At 33.2% G+C, this 17,631-nt stretch carries 16 protein-coding genes; 7 read left to right on the top strand and 9 right to left on the bottom strand.

Annotated elements, in window-relative coordinates; genetic code table 11:
* The first annotated feature begins 114 nt into the window (after nucleotides 1-114).
* A complete protein-coding gene (locus ABD011_RS07020) occupies nucleotides 115-456 on the top strand; it encodes a hypothetical protein (RefSeq protein ID WP_343796955.1) in 342 nt (113 codons plus the stop codon).
* A 53-nt stretch (nucleotides 457-509) separates the two neighbouring features.
* Here ABD011_RS07020 and ABD011_RS07015 read toward each other — a convergent pair whose 3' ends face one another.
* From ABD011_RS07015 to ABD011_RS07000, 4 genes are all read right to left on the bottom strand, one after another.
* Nucleotides 510-920 (bottom strand): hypothetical protein, encoded by a 411-nt coding sequence (locus ABD011_RS07015; RefSeq protein WP_343796953.1) that lies wholly within the window; start codon nucleotides 918-920, stop codon nucleotides 510-512.
* Nucleotides 921-1,004: 84 nt separating this feature from the next.
* A complete protein-coding gene (locus tag ABD011_RS07010; protein ID WP_343796951.1) occupies nucleotides 1,005-1,421 on the bottom strand; it encodes an immunity 22 family protein in 417 nt (138 codons plus the stop codon).
* Between the two features lie 111 nt (nucleotides 1,422-1,532).
* Nucleotides 1,533-2,624, bottom strand: a complete 1,092-nt coding sequence (locus ABD011_RS07005) for a toxin-antitoxin system YwqK family antitoxin (RefSeq protein WP_343796949.1) — start codon at nucleotides 2,622-2,624, stop codon at nucleotides 1,533-1,535.
* Between the two features lie 283 nt (nucleotides 2,625-2,907).
* Nucleotides 2,908-6,351: a methylmalonyl-CoA mutase family protein gene (locus tag ABD011_RS07000; RefSeq protein ID WP_343796947.1), complete on the bottom strand. Its 3,444-nt coding sequence runs from the start codon at nucleotides 6,349-6,351 to the stop codon at nucleotides 2,908-2,910.
* 541 nt (nucleotides 6,352-6,892) lie between these two features.
* On the opposite strand from ABD011_RS07000, the gene ABD011_RS06995 reads away from it, so the two are divergent.
* Nucleotides 6,893-7,993: an OmpA family protein gene (locus tag ABD011_RS06995; protein WP_343796945.1), complete on the top strand. Its 1,101-nt coding sequence runs from the start codon at nucleotides 6,893-6,895 to the stop codon at nucleotides 7,991-7,993.
* Between the two features lie 31 nt (nucleotides 7,994-8,024).
* Here the strand turns inward: ABD011_RS06995 and ABD011_RS06990 are convergent, their stop codons facing one another.
* Nucleotides 8,025-9,155 (bottom strand): TlpA family protein disulfide reductase, encoded by a 1,131-nt coding sequence (locus ABD011_RS06990; protein WP_343796943.1) that lies wholly within the window; start codon nucleotides 9,153-9,155, stop codon nucleotides 8,025-8,027.
* A 172-nt stretch (nucleotides 9,156-9,327) separates the two neighbouring features.
* On the opposite strand from ABD011_RS06990, the gene ABD011_RS06985 reads away from it, so the two are divergent.
* Nucleotides 9,328-10,035: a DUF4197 domain-containing protein gene (locus tag ABD011_RS06985; RefSeq protein ID WP_131507848.1), complete on the top strand. Its 708-nt coding sequence runs from the start codon at nucleotides 9,328-9,330 to the stop codon at nucleotides 10,033-10,035.
* A gap of 16 nt (nucleotides 10,036-10,051) precedes the next feature.
* Here the strand turns inward: ABD011_RS06985 and ABD011_RS06980 are convergent, their stop codons facing one another.
* Complete coding sequence (locus tag ABD011_RS06980; protein WP_343796940.1) at nucleotides 10,052-10,558, bottom strand: hypothetical protein; 507 nt, start codon at nucleotides 10,556-10,558, stop codon at nucleotides 10,052-10,054.
* A gap of 256 nt (nucleotides 10,559-10,814) precedes the next feature.
* Between ABD011_RS06980 and ABD011_RS06975 the strand changes: the two genes are divergently transcribed.
* The 4 genes from ABD011_RS06975 (at nucleotide 10,815) to ABD011_RS06960 (ending at nucleotide 15,348) form a co-directional block, all read left to right on the top strand.
* Nucleotides 10,815-10,991: a Lacal_2735 family protein gene (locus ABD011_RS06975; RefSeq protein ID WP_129761583.1), complete on the top strand. Its 177-nt coding sequence runs from the start codon at nucleotides 10,815-10,817 to the stop codon at nucleotides 10,989-10,991.
* A gap of 202 nt (nucleotides 10,992-11,193) precedes the next feature.
* Nucleotides 11,194-13,593: a TonB-dependent receptor gene (locus ABD011_RS06970; protein ID WP_343796937.1), complete on the top strand. Its 2,400-nt coding sequence runs from the start codon at nucleotides 11,194-11,196 to the stop codon at nucleotides 13,591-13,593.
* A 10-nt stretch (nucleotides 13,594-13,603) separates the two neighbouring features.
* Nucleotides 13,604-14,962: a hypothetical protein gene (locus tag ABD011_RS06965; protein WP_343796935.1), complete on the top strand. Its 1,359-nt coding sequence runs from the start codon at nucleotides 13,604-13,606 to the stop codon at nucleotides 14,960-14,962.
* Nucleotides 14,963-15,120: 158 nt separating this feature from the next.
* Nucleotides 15,121-15,348, top strand: coding sequence for a Lacal_2735 family protein (locus ABD011_RS06960; protein WP_129761580.1), 228 nt, complete (start codon nucleotides 15,121-15,123; stop codon nucleotides 15,346-15,348).
* On the opposite strand, the gene ABD011_RS06955 is transcribed toward ABD011_RS06960, so the two are convergent.
* The 3 genes from ABD011_RS06955 to ABD011_RS06945 are packed head-to-tail and all read right to left on the bottom strand — an operon-like array spanning nucleotide 15,317 to nucleotide 17,601.
* Nucleotides 15,317-16,111, bottom strand: coding sequence for an ABC transporter substrate-binding protein (locus tag ABD011_RS06955; protein WP_343796932.1), 795 nt, complete (start codon nucleotides 16,109-16,111; stop codon nucleotides 15,317-15,319). The two genes, ABD011_RS06960 and ABD011_RS06955, sit on opposite strands and share 32 nt — an antisense overlap.
* Before the next feature lie 33 nt (nucleotides 16,112-16,144).
* On the bottom strand, nucleotides 16,145-16,957 hold the full coding sequence (gene pyrF / locus ABD011_RS06950) for an orotidine-5'-phosphate decarboxylase (protein ID WP_335974602.1): 813 nt from the start codon (nucleotides 16,955-16,957) through the stop codon (nucleotides 16,145-16,147).
* A 32-nt stretch (nucleotides 16,958-16,989) separates the two neighbouring features.
* The gene (locus tag ABD011_RS06945) at nucleotides 16,990-17,601 is read right to left on the bottom strand and encodes a hypothetical protein (protein ID WP_343796928.1); all 612 of its coding nucleotides are present in this window, start codon (nucleotides 17,599-17,601) and stop codon (nucleotides 16,990-16,992) included.
* Nucleotides 17,602-17,631 lie beyond the last annotated feature (30 nt).

The raw sequence follows: 17,631 nt of genomic DNA, 5'->3' as shown, positions 1-17,631 counted from the left end.
TATCAAAAGTAGAATCTCAATTCTTGTGCTTAATTTTGATATAAATTGCTATTATATACTATGTTACCTCATTTACCATCTCATCTATCAGAATTGCCTATATATCAAAAGGCTATGGATATTTTTGTTCTATCTAGAAGCATCTCTACCTACTTAAACCACGATTTGTCGTATTTGCATAAAGATGGTTCAGAAAACGAACACATCTACTTCTCTGGAGACATCGTACAACAGTCTATTTCTTTAGCACCTGAAATCGCTAAAGCCGAACAAGAACGTCACACAGATAAAAAACACAAACACATGGCATCGGTAAGACAGCTTACCAATCGTTTGTACAGCAACTGTCGTCGTTTAGAAAAATGTAACAGTAACGGTAAAGACTACATCCCATTATTAAGACGCGAACTTAAAACCTTTAAAAAGCTTCAACATACTTGGATGCTGACGTTGTAATATGTAGGTTTAATTAACAACAATAGCTTACTAACTCTATTATATAAAGCAATTTAGTGTCGTATCAACGAGTCTTCAATACCCTCATCATATTTAAGGATAAACTTATCTATTTTACTTTCATCAATAGCACAGTTCTTTAGAACTTCGGCTGCTAAAAGTTTTTTAACCAATAATTTTCTAGAAAAAATATAAGACTTTGAAGTAAACGACTTTTCCTGTTCAACAAAAATAACTTTGGTATACAATCCACCATTATGCCCTACTCCTGTCCTTATAAACTTCAAGAAAATGGTTTGCTCTCCATCAGTTGTTATGAGCTCAACATTGTTGGCATCTCCATCATAGTCCAAGCATTCAACTTTATCAATAAGTACTTTTCCTTTTTTGAATTTGATATTTTGTGAGTTAATACTACCTACAAAACACACTGAAGTTAAGGCAATCAATAAAATGATTTTCATTAAAATATAATAATTTAAATTAATATGGGCTCAATACGCAACAAGTGCTATTGCCTGCTTAAGCAACTAATATAATAAATCTTTTTATTTAGGTTCATATTCCTTTTTAAAAACAAACTCAATAGGCGAACCAGCTTTAGTTGCTCCAGTGTATTCAAACAACATCTCATTGGTTGGGTGCTCACCAGTTTCTCCAAACAAAAATAAAATAGAATGTCTAGTACTTAAGTCTCTTGTTTGTAGTTCAGCAATTAGTGAATCAAAAAAATAATCAGCATCCAATAAGTCTTTCTTATACGCCATTAATGTCGATAGGTCCAAGTGGTTAAACCACCAACTTTCCATAAAATCCTCATCATAATAACCTAACCCAGTGTCAGTCCCAAATGCGGACTCTGTCATATCATCATCGTCGTAACTTATAGTTAAATAGTCTTGGTAAAGTGAAGTTTCAACTTCAAAAGTTCCAATCCAAACGCAAATTATTTTTTTTGTTATCAAGGTTTAAAATGGGTGATAATGGTTTTGTTATAAAATGAAGTAAATATCTAAACTACTAATGAAGCAAATACAAACCAAAAACAACGCATTAAATAATATATTGATAGCATCTTATTCTTTAGCTACTCCATCTACAAATGTTTTTGTTTCGGTTAGTTTACCGTTTTCATCATAATAATTTACAGTACCATTACCATGTACCAAGGTGCCTTTGTCTAGTTTATTGCCTTTATTATCATAACAAGAAATAATATCCATAAACTTACCATCATCCCATAGTCTTATTTGGTAAAGAGCATTGTTTCTATGATAAATTTTCCACTCTCCTGTGGCTTTACCGTTAGTAAAATTCCCAAATTCCTGTAACTGCCCATTATCGTGATAATGTTTCCATTCGCCATCTTTTTTATAATTTTCACGTATTCCGACAGCTGATAATTGGCCATTTTCATGATAGGACTTCCACACTCCTTGTGATCCTTCAGCGTCAAAAGTTCCTATTTCATATAATTGGCCATTGCCATAATAATATTTCCATTCACCTATTTTTTTACCATTTTCCGTATATCCTATTTCAGATAATTGACCGTTTTCATGATAATGTTTCCATTCACCAGTAGTTTTATCATTTTCATAATGCCCTATCCCAGATAGCTGACCATTCTCATGATAAGCTTTCCACAGACCTTCATATTTACCAGCTTCAAAAACTCCTATTTCAGCTAATTGACCATTTTCATGGTATATTTTCCATTCCCCTACCTGAATATTATTTTCAAAGGTTCCTACGGCAGCCAGCTTACCATTCTCATGGTATTTTTTCCATACGCCATCTAGCTGTTCATTAGCATTATATAGTACTACTTTTTCTAATTGACCTGTTTCATAATAATACTTCCATTCACCTATTTCAATGCCATTTTCAAAATGTCCTTCACCAAATAATTTACCACTTTCTGTATAGCTTTTCCACACACCAACAGTATTACCGTTTTCAAACTTTCCTGCCAATGCTAATTTTCCATTCTCATGATAAAATTTCCATTCGCCAACGCGTTTATCATCCTTATAGTAACCTGTTCTAGATACTGTTCCATCATCATAATATTCCTTGTGCGGTTCTTGAGCATAAAAAACATGAGTAGTAACTACTAGCATTAATAAAAATAATAAGGACTGTTTTTTGTTGTATAAGTATTGCATAGGGTTTGTTTTGGGTTAACAATTGTACATTCAAAAAATCTAATATATAGCAAATGAATTAGTTATTTGGTAAATTTCCTACAAAATCAAATTATTTTTTGGTTAGTAAAGTGTAAATGGGTGGTAATAGCCTTATGCAAGATTAAGTAGTTATATAAATTACTCGTGTAGCAAATTAAAAACACCAATACAAATTTACAAACAACCCTTTACGTTAGGTTAACTCCATAAAAAATCCCGAGTAAACACTCGGGATTCTTATATCTTAAGGTGTAAAAACACACTACATATTACGTCTATACTGTCCGCCTACTTCAAATAAAGCTTCAGTAATTTGCCCTAGAGAACACACTTTACAAACATCCATTAAGGCTTCAAAAATGTTTTCGTTATTAATCGCTTTATGCTGAAGCGCTTTTAGCAACACCTTGGTATCATTACTCTTATGTAAATTCTCAAGAGTTTGTATTTGGTATTGCTTCTCCTCTTCTGTTGCTCTTATAACTTCAGCAGGTTGTACCGTTGGCGACCCTTTACTACTCAAGAAGGTGTTTACACCAATAATTGGAAAATCACCATTGTGCTTTAAAGTCTCATAATACAGGCTTTCCTCCTGAATTTTACTACGTTGGTACATGGTTTCCATGGCACCAAGTACACCACCACGTTCTGTAATTCTATCAAACTCTAGTAATACCGCTTCTTCTACCAAATCAGTAAGCTCTTCTATAATAAACGACCCTTGTATTGGGTTTTCGTTTTTAGCAAGTCCTAACTCCTTATTAATAATCAACTGAATAGCCATTGCTCTACGCACACTCTCTTCGGTTGGCGTAGTAATTGCTTCGTCATAAGCATTTGTATGCAACGAGTTACAGTTATCATAAATAGCATATAGTGCTTGAAGTGTCGTACGAATATCGTTAAAGTCAATTTCTTGGGCATGCAAACTACGACCCGAAGTTTGTATATGGTATTTCAACATCTGCGCTCTTGGGTTGGCACCATACTTATGCTTTAAGGCTTTTGCCCAAATTTTACGTGCCACACGACCAATAACAGCATATTCAGGATCGATACCATTAGAGAAAAAGAACGATAAGTTTGGTCCAAACTTATTAATATCCATGCCTCTACTTAAGTAATATTCCACGTAAGTAAAACCATTAGATAATGTCAATGCCAATTGCGTAATAGGGTTGGCTCCTGCTTCTGCAATATGATATCCAGAAATAGACACCGAATAGAAATTACGCACATTATTTTCAATAAAGTACTCTTGTACGTCTCCCATTAAACGCAGTGCAAATTCCGTAGAGAAAATACACGTATTTTGCGCTTGATCTTCTTTTAAAATATCAGCTTGTACAGTACCACGAACTTGTGCAATGGTACGTGTTTTTATATCATGGTAAACATCCTGTGGCAATACTTGATCACCAGTGACGCCTAATAAAAACAGGCCTAAACCATCATTTCCTTCTGGTAGCTCACCATTATATTTAGGACGCTCTACGCCTTTTTCCTTGTATATTTTGGCAATCTTTGCTTCAACCTCTTTCTCTAAACCATTTTCTTTGATGTAAAGCTCACATTGTTGATCTATCGCAGCATTCATAAAGAACCCTAACAACATTGGCGCAGGACCATTAATAGTCATACTTACCGAAGTCATCACATCTGCTAGGTTAAAACCAGAGTAAAGTTTTTTAGCATCGTCTAAACAACAAATAGATACACCTGCGTTTCCTATTTTACCATAAATATCAGGACGTAAGTCTGGATCGTTACCGTAAAGCGTAACACTATCAAAAGCTGTTGATAGTCGTTTTGCTGGCATACCTTGACTTACATAATGAAAACGTTTGTTGGTACGCTCTGGACCACCTTCTCCTGCAAACATACGCGCAGGATCTTCTCCTGTTCGTTTAAAAGGATACAATCCTGATGTATACGGAAATTCTCCAGGTACATTCTCTTGAAGTGTCCATCTTAAAATATCACCCCAAGCTTGATACTTTGGCAAAGCGACTTTTGGAATTTGTGTATGTGATAAAGACTCGGTATGCGTGTCTATTTTAATTTCTTTGTCTCTTACTTTAAATGTATAAACAGGGTTTTTGTATTTATTGACCTTCTCATTCCAACCTATTACAACTTCCCAGTTGTAAGGATCTAAATTCATTTTCACACGGTCAAACTCTTTGATTAATAAGTCTAAAAACGCTTTATCGTTATCACTCTTAACCAATTCAAGAATCTCATCCTGATTAATGCCTTTGTTATCTAAAAATGCGTATTCCTTTTCGTTTGAAATTCCTGCTACCGAACCAATAGTTTTATAAATACCATATAGCTTTTGAGCTACCTCAACTTGCTCGTTAGCTGTTTTATCATACGCACGATTGTTTTCTGCTATCTCTGATAAGTAACGTGTTCTGTTTGGTGGAATTACAAAGATTTTCTCACTCATTTCTTTTGAAATTTCAAAAGTCGAGTTCAGGTCTGCATCTGTTTTTTCAACGACCTTATCCATTATCGCTTTGTAAAGCGTGTTCATTCCAGGATCGTTAAACTGCGAAGCAATCGTTCCAAAAACAGGTAAATCATCTTGATTAGTATCCCACAATTGGTGGTTACGCATGTACTGTTTTTTCACATCACGAAGCGCATCCAATGCACCACGCTTATCAAATTTGTTAATCGCAACCAAGTCTGCAAAGTCTAACATATCAATTTTCTCTAACTGTGTTGCTGCACCAAATTCTGGTGTCATCACGTACAAGGACACATCGCTATGCTCTAAAATTTCAGTATCACTTTGCCCAATACCAGACGTTTCTAAAATAATGATATCGTAGTGCGCTGCTTTTAATACTTCAACAGCTTCGTTTACATATTTTGATAAGGCTAAATTAGATTGACGTGTTGCCAAACTACGCATATAAACACGTGGTGAATTAATCGCATTCATACGAATTCTATCTCCTAAAAGCGCACCACCTGTTTTACGTTTTGACGGATCAACCGAAACGATACCTATGGTTTTTTCTGGGAAGTCAATTAAAAAACGACGCACCAATTCATCTACCAAACTAGATTTTCCGGCGCCACCAGTTCCTGTAATTCCTAATACAGGCGTTTTAGACGTTTTATTTTTCTCATGAATTTCATCTAAAGCTTCTTTAGCAACTTCTGGGAAGTTTTCAGCAGACGAAATAACACGTGCAATAGCTTTTGGGTTTTTCTCTTCTAAAGTCGCTACTTCACCATTTAGTTGGTCACCAATAGCAAAATCTGATTGCTGTACCAAATCGTTAATCATCCCTTGAAGTCCCATTTCACGACCATCATCAGGCGAATAGATTCTAGCAATACCGTAATCCATTAACTCTTTAATCTCTGAAGGAAGGATTACTCCTCCTCCACCTCCAAAGATTTTAATATGTCCTGCTCCTCGCTCTTTAAGCAAGTCATACATATATTTAAAATATTCATTGTGACCTCCTTGATAGGAAGTTAAACAAATAGCATTGGCATCTTCTTGAATAGCTGTATTTACTACTTCTTCAACACTTCTGTCATGTCCAAGATGAATAACCTCAACACCTGTAGATTGGATAATACGACGCATGATGTTTATTGAGGCATCATGTCCATCAAATAAAGAGGCTGCTGTAACAATACGTACTTTATACTTTGGTTTATATGGCGGAATTTGTTTCATTGACAAAAAATCTAATTATAAGAGGCACAAATTTACGGAATATTCAAAAAAATACTCGATTTATACCAAAATATCTAATACAAAAATTGAGAGTAGGTATATAATCATCAATAGCATCTAGAAAATGAATTAAGAGGCCTTATTAAAGTCTTCGTTCTAAAAAATCATCAAATCACTTATCACATCAAAGCAACAAACCCCTAACTCTATAAATTATAACCTTTTACAATTACACTCCACTTAAAGCTAGAGTCTAGTGCGAATTTTAATACAAAAGCAACCAATTGATTTACAATTGCATAAAAAACATTTTTTAACACTTCCGACTATTTTTTTAATTAAAAACTATCAAAAGCAAACATTTATTAAATTTTATTAAACAATTTAACACTAAATGTGAGCAATAATTAATTCAATAGTTATAAAAATAGATAATTAGTGATTTAAAAAAGTGACGCATCAGTTATTTATGGGTCTAATGAATGCGGTCATTAAAAAAACCGTAAAAATTAAACTATAACCATTAACTAATTTTTATTCTATGAAACAAAAATTATTATTAGGCTTATTCCTTTTAGCAGGTATAAGTTTTTCTCAGGCTCAAGGCCTACCGGAAAATCCTGAACCAGGTAAATGCTACGTTAAGTGTATCACTAAGGACGAATTTAAAGAAGTAGAAGAAACACTACAAGTTTATCCTGCTTACACTACATTACAAGTTGTTCCAGCTGTTTACAAAACTGTTGAAGAAACTGTATTGGTTAAAGAAGCATCAAAAAAGTATGTTTACACACCAGCAGTTTATGAAACCGTTGAAGTTCCTTATGTAAAAAAGGAAGGAAGAACTGACTTAAGAGTTGTACCTGCAACCTTTGGAAAAGACTCTAACACATATGAGGTTTACCCAAAAACTTCAGGGTGGGAATACAAAATACTAGAGGATTGCCCTTCAGTTAACAAGGAAGACTGTGTTGCTGCTTGTTTTGTGGAGTATCCTGCACAATTTAGAGATGTGCCTTTTACTACTTTAGCTAGTGACGCAACTACTAACGGAATTCCTGTTGATGAGCAATCAACAACTTACAAAAAGCGTGTGATTAAGACTCCTGCAAGAATGGACGAAATTGAAATTCCAGCGGAATACACAACTATTACACGTCAAGTAGTTGAAACTCCAGCTACAACAACTAGCGTAACTGTGCCTGCTAAATACGAAACAGTAACTAGAACAGTTTTAGCTAAAAAAGGTGGTATTACAACTTGGGAAGAAGTTGAATGTGAATTATTAAACCCAACTGTTTTACCAATATTTTATGAACTTGCAAGTGCTCGTTTAACACCTGCATCTAAAAAAGTAATAGACGAAACATTATTACCATTACTAAACGACTCTAACGTAAGCATAGAAATTATGTCGCACACTGACTCTAGAGGTAACGATGACTACAACAAATCTTTATCACAGCAACGTGCAAACTCTGTAGTAAACTATTTAGTATCTAAGGGTGTTTCTAGAAGCCGATTAACAGCAAGAGGTTTTGGAGAGTCTAGACTTACTAACCGTTGTTCTAATGGTGTTGATTGTTCAGAAGCTGAACACCAAAGAAATAGACGTACTGAGTTTAGAGTAATTAACAACTAATTTCTTTTTTATAGAAATAAAAAAAGCTCCTTTAAGGAGCTTTTTTTGTTAGCGTATATAACTTATAACTAGTTGTTTTTGCTTCAGCTTTAATCCCATAATTATCTAACAAATCAGATTGCATCAAATCATAAAACTTGTAATGAATAGACCAATCGTGCTCAGCAGTATCAGTAATATCTTGAACCGTTACAACTGGCATCTCTAAAACCTGTGATAGTTGGTACAAAACCTCCTTAAAAGTTACATTATCTGCTTGTATTTGATGCTCATCGATTAAATATTTAGCTGTATCTCTTCCCCAATCTATCTGATTAACATCCCAAAACCTGATAGCTTCTATATCAAACACCATAGCTTCACCTTTCACTTCGGAATAGCTTATCTCTAAGTCTAAAGCATCTATAATTTCAGTTATATGATTGCCATAAGGACTATTACTTTTTGATACGTACACTTGAAATTGACCACCTAAATCATCAGGCAATTTCAGTTGACTTTCATGAACTTTTAAATTGTAAGCTATGATAGCTCTGATACTTCCCTTGAACTCAACATACTCTTCGTGTTCTTGTATTTGTAAAAAATAGAAAGATTCATTTTTTAATCTTTTAATTTCAAAGTCTGCATTAGGCTGATATTCAGCGTCTACTTTTTCAACTTTTATATCTTTCTCCTTAAAAAACTTGTCTACATGCTTTTTCTTTGTGTTACTACGTAAAAACCTTGTTAAATCAGATGCTTTAAAATCGGTTGGACTACCTTCCCACAACACACCTCCATCTGCATTCATAAGAATTCCGTGAGGCAATAGCTTTATATTATGAGTTTTAAATGTTTCTCCTTCATAATCCACAAAAACTGCTAAATCAGTTGGACGTTTTTTTAGATATTTTCTAACCAATTCAGGGTTTTCTTGCGAAATAGAAACCACATAAAAATCATTAGGATATTGCTTTTGAAGCACGCCCAAATACTCTTTAGCATACACACATGGTCCACACCAAGTTGCCCAAAAATCAATAAAATACAGTGTATTTTCAGAACTCTTTGCCGATTTTGAGAGTTGAACTCTTTCTGAAACATTTATTTGCCCAAAACAAAAAAATGGTAAGAAAACAAAAGCGAGTAAAAAAGGTTTAAATAAATAATCAATTTTCATAGTAAGTAACAATATAACACTAATGTCATAACAACTATTGTGCTAAAATAGTGTTTTAATTATATTTTTTCATTTTAATTAAATGACTACTAAATATTTGGTGTGTTAATATTTTCAATAATACTTGTATTATAAAAAACTGCTTTTGTAAATTTGACCAAAAATCACACCTATGAAAAAGTCACTTTTTGTTTTACTTGCAATTTTCACTCTTAACTCATGTGCCGAATTACAAAACGTAATTGACCAACTTCCTCAAGATGGTAGTGTACTTAGTAATGCTGATATCGCTTCTGGATTACGCGAAGCGCTAGACCAAGGTATCGACAAACAAGTAAGTAAATTGACTCAAAAAGACGGTTTTTTCAAAAATGAGTTGGTAAAAATTGTATTACCTGAAGAACTTCAAAAAGTAGATAAAGCCCTACGTGATATTGGTTTAGATAATCTTGCTGATGAAGGCTTAAAAGTATTAAACAGAGCTGCTGAAGATGCGGTTAGCGAAGCAACTCCTATTTTTGTGAGTGCAGTTAAAGACATTACCTTTAATGACGCTAAAAACATTTTACTTGGTAATGACGATGCTGCTACTCAATATCTAACAGGCAAAACCCAAACTGCATTGTACGACAAGTTTCACCCTGTAATTAATAATTCGTTTACTAAAGTTGGTGCTGACCAAATTTGGGCAAATCTTATTAATAAATATAACAGTATTCCTTTTACTAATAACGTAAACCCTGATTTAACTGATTATGTTACAGGCGAAGCACTAAAAGGTGTTTACACAATGATTGCTGTTGAGGAAAAAGAAATCAGAAATAAAGTGTCATCACGTACTACTGATTTGCTTAAAAAAGTATTCGCTTTACAAGACTAAGCAATTCTTAAAGCACTTATTTTACCTTTTTATACAAACCATCAAAAGCAACGGTTACTGAATTGTCATTGGTAATAGTTTCCCATAATTGCCTAACAGTTCCGTCGTCATTAGCAGTCCAAGTCACACGATGGTAATAAGGTTGACCAGCTTTGTTTGTAGCAACATCCGATTTTAAAATCATTTGATTTCCTACCCTATTTCCTTTTAAGTGCAAACTCTGTCCTTGGTTATCAATCCAAAGTTGTTCCCATTGTTTGGCTGTAGTGTTATAAAAGTTATTGCTAGTACCTGTATACCCTTTTGTTGCACTTGTCCAGTTTTCTCGTAAAACACAATTGTCTTGTATTTTATCTATAACATTTATGCCTGCAGGTGTTCCATCAGGTTTTGTCACTTCCCAATTACCAATCCAAAAATCAAACTCTGTATGCTTTTCGGTACAGCAATTACACGCATTGTTTTGTGCATTTATATAAACCGGATAAAAGACAAGTATTAAAAAAAGCAGTAGTTGTTTCATAGTGAGAGTTTTAGTTCTTTTAAATTTATTAAATGATTCTTAATCCAAACCTAATATTAACATAACATTAGTCTTTAGATTAAGCCGCATCTTTGCAGTGTTAGCAAAAGAGAATATCCTTCACTAAAATTAAATTAGAAAAGTTAGTTTGAAAAATCGACCTGCTCCTAGGGTCGATTTTTTTATTAACAATTTTAAACTTTAAGTTGTCGATTAACTTTTTTTTGAATATATTTAATACTCTAAAGCTGTAGGAATGAAAGATTTATCCAAAATAAAAAAGCACCAGCTAAAGTTGCAAATTCGCTACAAGCAACTTATTGAACAAGCCTACAATTTACGTCAAACAGATTCTGCAACCAGTGACATTTCTGAATATAGAGCTATAAAATTACTTGATAAGCTCAATAAGTTGAAATATTTAAACAGATAATTCACTCCCACTTTTTACTATACTTATAAAAACATTAATTTTATAAGAACTCCCTATTTTATACTATCTATAATTAACAAATCAACTAATAAATAGTTAAAAAAATTACAGATACAAAAATCAATTATTATGTTTAGTTTTTATTTGGATTAATTCTAAATAGACTTAACTTTGCAGCGTTTTAACGCCTCAAACATAATAAATGACTCGTTTTTTTAGCTTTGTTTTCTTTTTATTTTCTGCTCTTGTATACTCTCAAACCAGCACTATTACAGGCACAATAACTTTAAGAAATGGCGCTCCAGTAATTAATGCACATGTATATATAAAACAACTCAATAAGTTTAGCACCACAAATGATAATGGAGTTTTTGAATTTAGAAAAGTTCCTTATGGAGTTCATAAAATAGAAGTAACATCAATAGAGATTACTGACACAACATTTAGAATTGAAGTAAACACCGAAAATAAAATTGTAAATTATACTGTAGAGTCAAGTAAAGACGTAGAACTTTCAGAAGTTCTAGTTGTTGGTAAATCAAAAGAAAAAATTGTTGAGACGCAAGGATTTGCTGTTGACGTTATTAAAACTAAAGAAGCTGGTATTAGAAACATACAAACAAACGAGCTTCTTAATCAAACCGTAGGTGTTAGAATACGACAAAATGGAGGTTTAGGTTCTGCTGTTAACTACAATATAAATGGATTGTCAGGTAATGCTGTACGCATATTTATTGATGGTATCCCAATTTCCACTTATGGCTCTTCTTTCAATTTAAACAGCATTCCTCCTTCAATGATTGAGAGAATTGAAGTTTACAAAGGTGTTGTTCCTGGGCATTTATCAAATGATGCTCTAGGAGGCGCTATTAATGTTGTACTAAAAGAGGATGCCAAAAACAGCTTTACTGCATCCGCTTCTTATGGTTCATTTAACACCTCTCAATTAAATTTTAATGGGCTTTACCGTTTTAAAAATTCAGGCTTTACTATCAAAGCTTCTGGTTTTTTTAATTATTCAGATAATGATTATGAAGTTTGGGGATCAAATGTATACAACATACAACCCAATGGACAATTACAGTATGTTCGTGCCAAACGTTTTAATGATGCCTTTAGATCTTATGGAGGAATTATTGAAGCAGGTTTTACTGATGTTAAATGGGCTGATAAATTCTTAATTGGTTTTACAGGTTCAGACTCTTACAACGAAATACAACATGGTGCTTTTATGACCATTCCTTACAAAGGTCGTTTTACTGAAGCTGATGCAAGCATCGTAAGCTTAACATATTCTAAAAAAGACATCTTAACTAAAGGCTTAGACTTTAACTTACATGGACTTTATGGAGAACGAAATCGAGTTATCAATGACACCGTAAAATGGAACTATAATTGGTATGGCGAAAAAAGCTTAGACCTGAATGGTCAACCTATTTTAAGACCTCAAGGCGCTCAACAAGGCGAGCCAACTATTGCAAACATTAATCGAAAGGTTTCCTCTATACGAACTGGTCTTTCCTATAGTTTAAATAAAAACCATAAGTTTTTATTAAACCACCTATTCTCAGCTGTAGATAGAAAGGATGATGATGAAATACGCTCTGTTCTAGAAAGAAGGTTTATGGGTACTCGTTATTTACACAAAAATATAACCTCATTGAGTTATGAACTTAATGCATTCAACAACAAGCTAAAAGCTTCTGTTTTTGGAAAAAACTATCAACAACATATTGAAAGAACAAACCCAACGGTTGAAACTATTGATGACGAACCAACTTATGTTGAAGATGTTGTAAGTAACAACACCAGCATTCAAGGTTATGGTGTCGCTACATCCTACCAAATATCACCTTTAATTACAGTTTTAGCTTCAGCAGAAAAGGCTGTACGACTCCCAACCGAAAACGAAGTATTTGGTGATGCAGGAGATAACATTATTGAAAACCCAAACATAAGACCTGAAACAAGCAACAATATTAACTTAGGCTTAAAACTTGGGACATTCACCATAAAAAAACACGACTTATCATTAGCTACCAATGTATTTTACAGAAACATTAAAGATAGAATTGGCACACAAGTACAAACATCATTAAATAGTAATGTTCAAGTTTTACCTTTTGAAAATCAAGGTGATGTTATTTCAAAAGGAATAGATGCCGAGTTAAACTATACATACAACAACAATTTAAGAATAGTACTAAACGCTTCAAAATTAGACCTTACTTATAAGAATCAATTTAACGAACGAAAAGTACCAAACGAGCCAACATTTACAATTAACACAAACGCTCAGTACCAATTTAAAAACATTCTTCAAGAAAAAGCTGAGCTAAACGTGTTTTATAATTTCATGTTTGTTGACACCTTTAATTACTTGCTAGAACCTTACGGAAACAACGCTGGAACAGATTTTTTTGATGTTCCTCAACAATTTATTCATGATGCAGGAGTAAGCTACATGTTTCCAAGTAAAAAGGTAGTATTAAGCTTAGATATGAAAAACATATTCAACAAAAGAGCTTTTGACAATTTTGCAGTTCAAAAACCAGGAAGAGCCTTTTACATAAAATTAAATTATACAATCAATAACCTTTAATATATATACAATGAAAAGAAATAGCTTTAAACTTTTAACTTTTGCAGTAGCATTAAGTACGTTATTTTTCACAACTAGCTGTAGTAGTGACGATGATAATGGTGGCACTCCAGATGGTTCAGGTCAAACTGAAGACAGATGGATTACCGTTGCTGGAGCCATAATGGGAACAAATGATGGAACTCCAGGAGATGGTAATGGAGGTACTTTGGTATACTCTATAAGCAAACAAGATGCACAAGACCCAAATAAAACATTTGATGTTTTTGAAAATGGATATTTAGTTCAATCTGCTAGAACAGCACGTTTACAATCTTCAGTTGATGGTTCTACTTTTTTCAATATTGCTTATGGTGGTAGCAATGGTGGTGAGTTCCAAAAATATGTTGTTGGTGGCGGACAAGACTTTAGTCCTATTGGTGGTACTGTAAATATTTCACAATATGCAGGGACAAACCCAAGATGGGCAAAACTTTTTGATGGAGATCAAACAGGTGTTGCTGTTAATGTTACTTCACCACAAGTAAATTCAGACAATGATGGTAACTACCTATACACAAGAGGTACTGCAACTGTATTATCTTTAGATCTAGTTAACGCTTTAATCTCAGAAACTAAATCGTATGAAATTCCTCTTTCTGCGGAAGAAGAAGCTTTAGGTCATTACATTTTTAGATTAGATTCACCAGTATTAAATGCAGCAGGCGACAAATTGATTATTGGTACTTGGATGCGTAAAACTAATCCTGAAACAGGAAATAGCGAATCTGATTATGAACGTTTAGGCTCTAAGTCAATTGTTGTTGATTATCCTTCTTTAGACAACCCAACAATTATTACTTCTACTGTAGGTTATGGAGATACAAGTGGGTACAGAAGTTTTAATGCTTTTGTTGCTGAAGATGGAAACGTTTACCAAGCGACTCAAAGAGATTCTGGAGGTTCTCACATTTTAAAAATAAACCAAAACAATGAGTATGATAACACATTTGTATTCAGTCTTGACACTGCTTTAGGCGTAACTGGATCATATATTCAAAACTGGAGATATGCTGGAAATGGAATTGCTTTTGTTCATTATACTCATGATGGAGCACAAACATCATCACTTTCAAATCAACAACAAAGCTATTTAGCTCGTGTAGATTTGAACTCTTCAACCGCTCAACAAGTAGATTTACCTTACCATGTAGACTTATACGCTTTTCAATATCAAGGCTTTGTAGTTGATGGTAATGATGTGTATGTAACAGTTGCTCCTGTAGGTCAAGATGGAAACATCTACATCATCAATAGCATTACTGGTGAAGTAACTGAAGGTGCAAAACTAATTAACAAACCAGGAAATCACTTTATTGGTGCTTTCTAAAATTATTGCTTTTTAGTCTTAAAAAAATCCGTAGATGAATTTCTCTACGGATTTTTTTATTCAATAATTTTTCGCTCTTAATTTATATTTCACAATTATTTAACCTTTACCGCTAGTCTAAAAGGTTCATTGACTCGTATTTATATAAAAACAAGTTTATGAACACACATTTTTGTAAAGTAGGAAGAATTAGACCAAACCTTGGGAAGGTTTTGAATCTAAAAGAATTAGAAAGTACGTATTTAAACTTTATTGAGGAAGCGTATAACGTTACCCAAACCGACTCTGGTTTGAGCGACTTTTTATACCATGAAGCTTCTAAACTCAAGAAAAGAATATTGAGCTTAAAACGTTCTAATTCAAATACTCTTGATGCAGCTTTTTAAAGTAATCAAAAGCTTTAATGAGTCTTGAACCATACCACGAAAACAGTTCACCATCTACCAAAATCACTTTAATATTTGGGTACGATGCTTGGATAGCTATGGCATCACTTTCCTTAAAAGGATAAGGCTCTGTAGATAAAAAAACATATTCTGCATCCTTAAACTTTTCATCTTTCAAATCCACTTCAGGATAACGCTGTAACGCGCCAAAAACATTCTCAAATTTATTTATTGAAAGCATATAATCAATAAACGTTTGTTGTGCAGCCACCATCCAAGGGTTTTTCCAAATTAAATAAGCAACTTTAGGTTTAGGTTTGTTATCTATAGTTTTTAAAAAATCTGCTTTTTTTGCAGTTATCGTTTTAACCAATTCTTGTGCTTTTTGTTCTACAGCAAACAATTCACCATACATTATAATTAGCGCTAAGCAATCATCAATGGTGTAAATATCACTTATGTGCACTTGAGCAACTACAGAACAGTTCTCAACAATATCTTGGGTATTTTCTTCCTTATTACAAAGAATTATATCTGGTTGAAGCGCTTCTATTTTATCAATATGAACTTGTTTTGTTCCTCCTACTACAGCAACATTAGTCCTTATATGCTGAGGATGCACGCAAAACTTAGTAACACCTACAAGATATGCTTCCAACCCTAAATCGCATATTAACTCTGTAAGACTTGGCACCAAAGAAACTATTCGCTTTGGTGTTGTTTTAAACTGAAGCGCTCTATTGAGTTGGTCTTTATACATCATGATAAGATACTTAAATTAGAAATAAGCTAACTTCTAATTTAAGATACTCTCCATTTGTTCTTGAAGTTCTTTAGCTTTTGCAGCAGAAGCCTGAGCAAAATCTTCTCCATTAGACGCATATATAATCCCTCGTGAAGAGTTTATAAGCAAACCTACATTGTTGGTCATTCCATAGTTACAAACCTCTTGTAAGCTTCCACCTTGAGCACCAACTCCTGGCACTAAAAGAAAACTCTCAGGAATAATCTTGCGTATTTCAGCTAAATATTCAGCTTTTGTAGCACCAACCACATACATTAAGTTTTGGGAATTATTCCAAGTTTTTGAGGTTTCTAAAACGTGTTTGTACAACTCAACCTCATCAACCTTTTTGGTTTGAAAATCAAAAGCACCTGCATTAGAAGTTAACGCCAAAAGTATAGTGTGTTTATTTTCAAAGGCTAAAAATGGCTCTACAGAATCCTTTCCCATGTAAGGTGCTACGGTTACACTATCAAAAGCAAGGTCTTCAAAAAAAGCTTTAGCATACATGGTACTTGTGTTACCAATATCACCACGTTTTGCATCAGCAATAGTAAAGATTTCAGGATGCTTTACGTTAAGATACATTATGGTTTTTTCAAGCGCTTTCCAACCTTTAAGTCCATAAGCCTCATAAAATGCTGTATTAGGTTTATAGGCAACACACAAATGGTGTGTAGCATCAATAATGGCTTTATTGAATGCAAAAATAGGATCTTCCTCTTGTAGTAAGTGTTGTGGTATTTTGTTTAAATCAACATCTAATCCTATACATAAAAAGGATTTCTTTTTTTTGATTTGCTCAGTGAGTTGGTGTGTTGTCATTGGTTATTACTATCTTTCCTTCAGAAAGAAATTTAATTTATAAAATATGAAATTTCAATTATTGTATTATTATCGTTATTAAATCTTAAGAAATAGCTTTCATAAATTTTTTCATTTAAAAACTCAACATAATAATTATATTCATCTTCTTTTGTCTCTGAATACTTTTTATCCTTCAAACATCTTTCAATGATTTCTCCATCAAACTCTTCTATTAAAGATGTTATCCAAACTATTTTATTGAAGAGTAACTTTTTATCTTTTTCAAAATCCAGTTTTCCCTTATAAGTGAATTTTGCTGTCAGCTCAAAATGATCACATCCTCCTCTTATAATGCTTAAATCCCAATAATCACTTAAAGTAATTTCAGCTCTTTTCTCTTTTTCAAACCAAACATAATCACTTAATTCATCTATGCCTTTTAAAAATTCATCCGTTTGTGTAGCTTGATCAAAAATACATTCTTCAGAACTATCTTTTACATCTTCTTGTAAATTTAAGTCAGAAACTAATTCTTCAACCAAATTAATTGAATCAATAGATGAGTTGTTAATTGACACAACTGTTTTTTCTTTTTGAACAGACTTATCATCAACACATGAGAAAAATAAAATAACTACTAGTATTTTGAACAAAGACCTCAATGCAAAGAGTTTTATTTTAGCTATAAAAAA

Origin of the sequence: Gaetbulibacter jejuensis, from assembly GCF_039524015.1 — a bacterium.
Lineage (GTDB): Bacteria > Bacteroidota > Bacteroidia > Flavobacteriales > Flavobacteriaceae > Gaetbulibacter_B > Gaetbulibacter_B jejuensis.
This window is presented reverse-complemented; position numbering and strand designations above follow the sequence as displayed.

Excerpts from the sequence above, each read along its gene's own strand:
- ABD011_RS07020 (WP_343796955.1), top strand. The coding sequence starts at position 115 with ATGGATATTTTTGTTCTATCTAGAAGCATCTCTACCTACTTAAACCAC.
- ABD011_RS07015 (WP_343796953.1), bottom strand. The coding sequence starts at position 920 with ATGAAAATCATTTTATTGATTGCCTTAACTTCAGTGTGTTTTGTAGGT.
- ABD011_RS07005 (WP_343796949.1), bottom strand. The coding sequence starts at position 2,624 with ATGCAATACTTATACAACAAAAAACAGTCCTTATTATTTTTATTAATG.
- ABD011_RS07000 (WP_343796947.1), bottom strand. The coding sequence starts at position 6,351 with ATGAAACAAATTCCGCCATATAAACCAAAGTATAAAGTACGTATTGTT.
- ABD011_RS06995 (WP_343796945.1), top strand. The coding sequence starts at position 6,893 with ATGAAACAAAAATTATTATTAGGCTTATTCCTTTTAGCAGGTATAAGT.
- ABD011_RS06990 (WP_343796943.1), bottom strand. The coding sequence starts at position 9,155 with ATGAAAATTGATTATTTATTTAAACCTTTTTTACTCGCTTTTGTTTTC.
- ABD011_RS06985 (WP_131507848.1), top strand. The coding sequence starts at position 9,328 with ATGAAAAAGTCACTTTTTGTTTTACTTGCAATTTTCACTCTTAACTCA.
- ABD011_RS06980 (WP_343796940.1), bottom strand. The coding sequence starts at position 10,558 with ATGAAACAACTACTGCTTTTTTTAATACTTGTCTTTTATCCGGTTTAT.
- ABD011_RS06975 (WP_129761583.1), top strand. The coding sequence starts at position 10,815 with ATGAAAGATTTATCCAAAATAAAAAAGCACCAGCTAAAGTTGCAAATT.
- ABD011_RS06970 (WP_343796937.1), top strand. The coding sequence starts at position 11,194 with ATGACTCGTTTTTTTAGCTTTGTTTTCTTTTTATTTTCTGCTCTTGTA.
- ABD011_RS06965 (WP_343796935.1), top strand. The coding sequence starts at position 13,604 with ATGAAAAGAAATAGCTTTAAACTTTTAACTTTTGCAGTAGCATTAAGT.
- ABD011_RS06960 (WP_129761580.1), top strand. The coding sequence starts at position 15,121 with ATGAACACACATTTTTGTAAAGTAGGAAGAATTAGACCAAACCTTGGG.
- ABD011_RS06955 (WP_343796932.1), bottom strand. The coding sequence starts at position 16,111 with ATGATGTATAAAGACCAACTCAATAGAGCGCTTCAGTTTAAAACAACA.
- pyrF (WP_335974602.1), bottom strand. The coding sequence starts at position 16,957 with ATGACAACACACCAACTCACTGAGCAAATCAAAAAAAAGAAATCCTTT.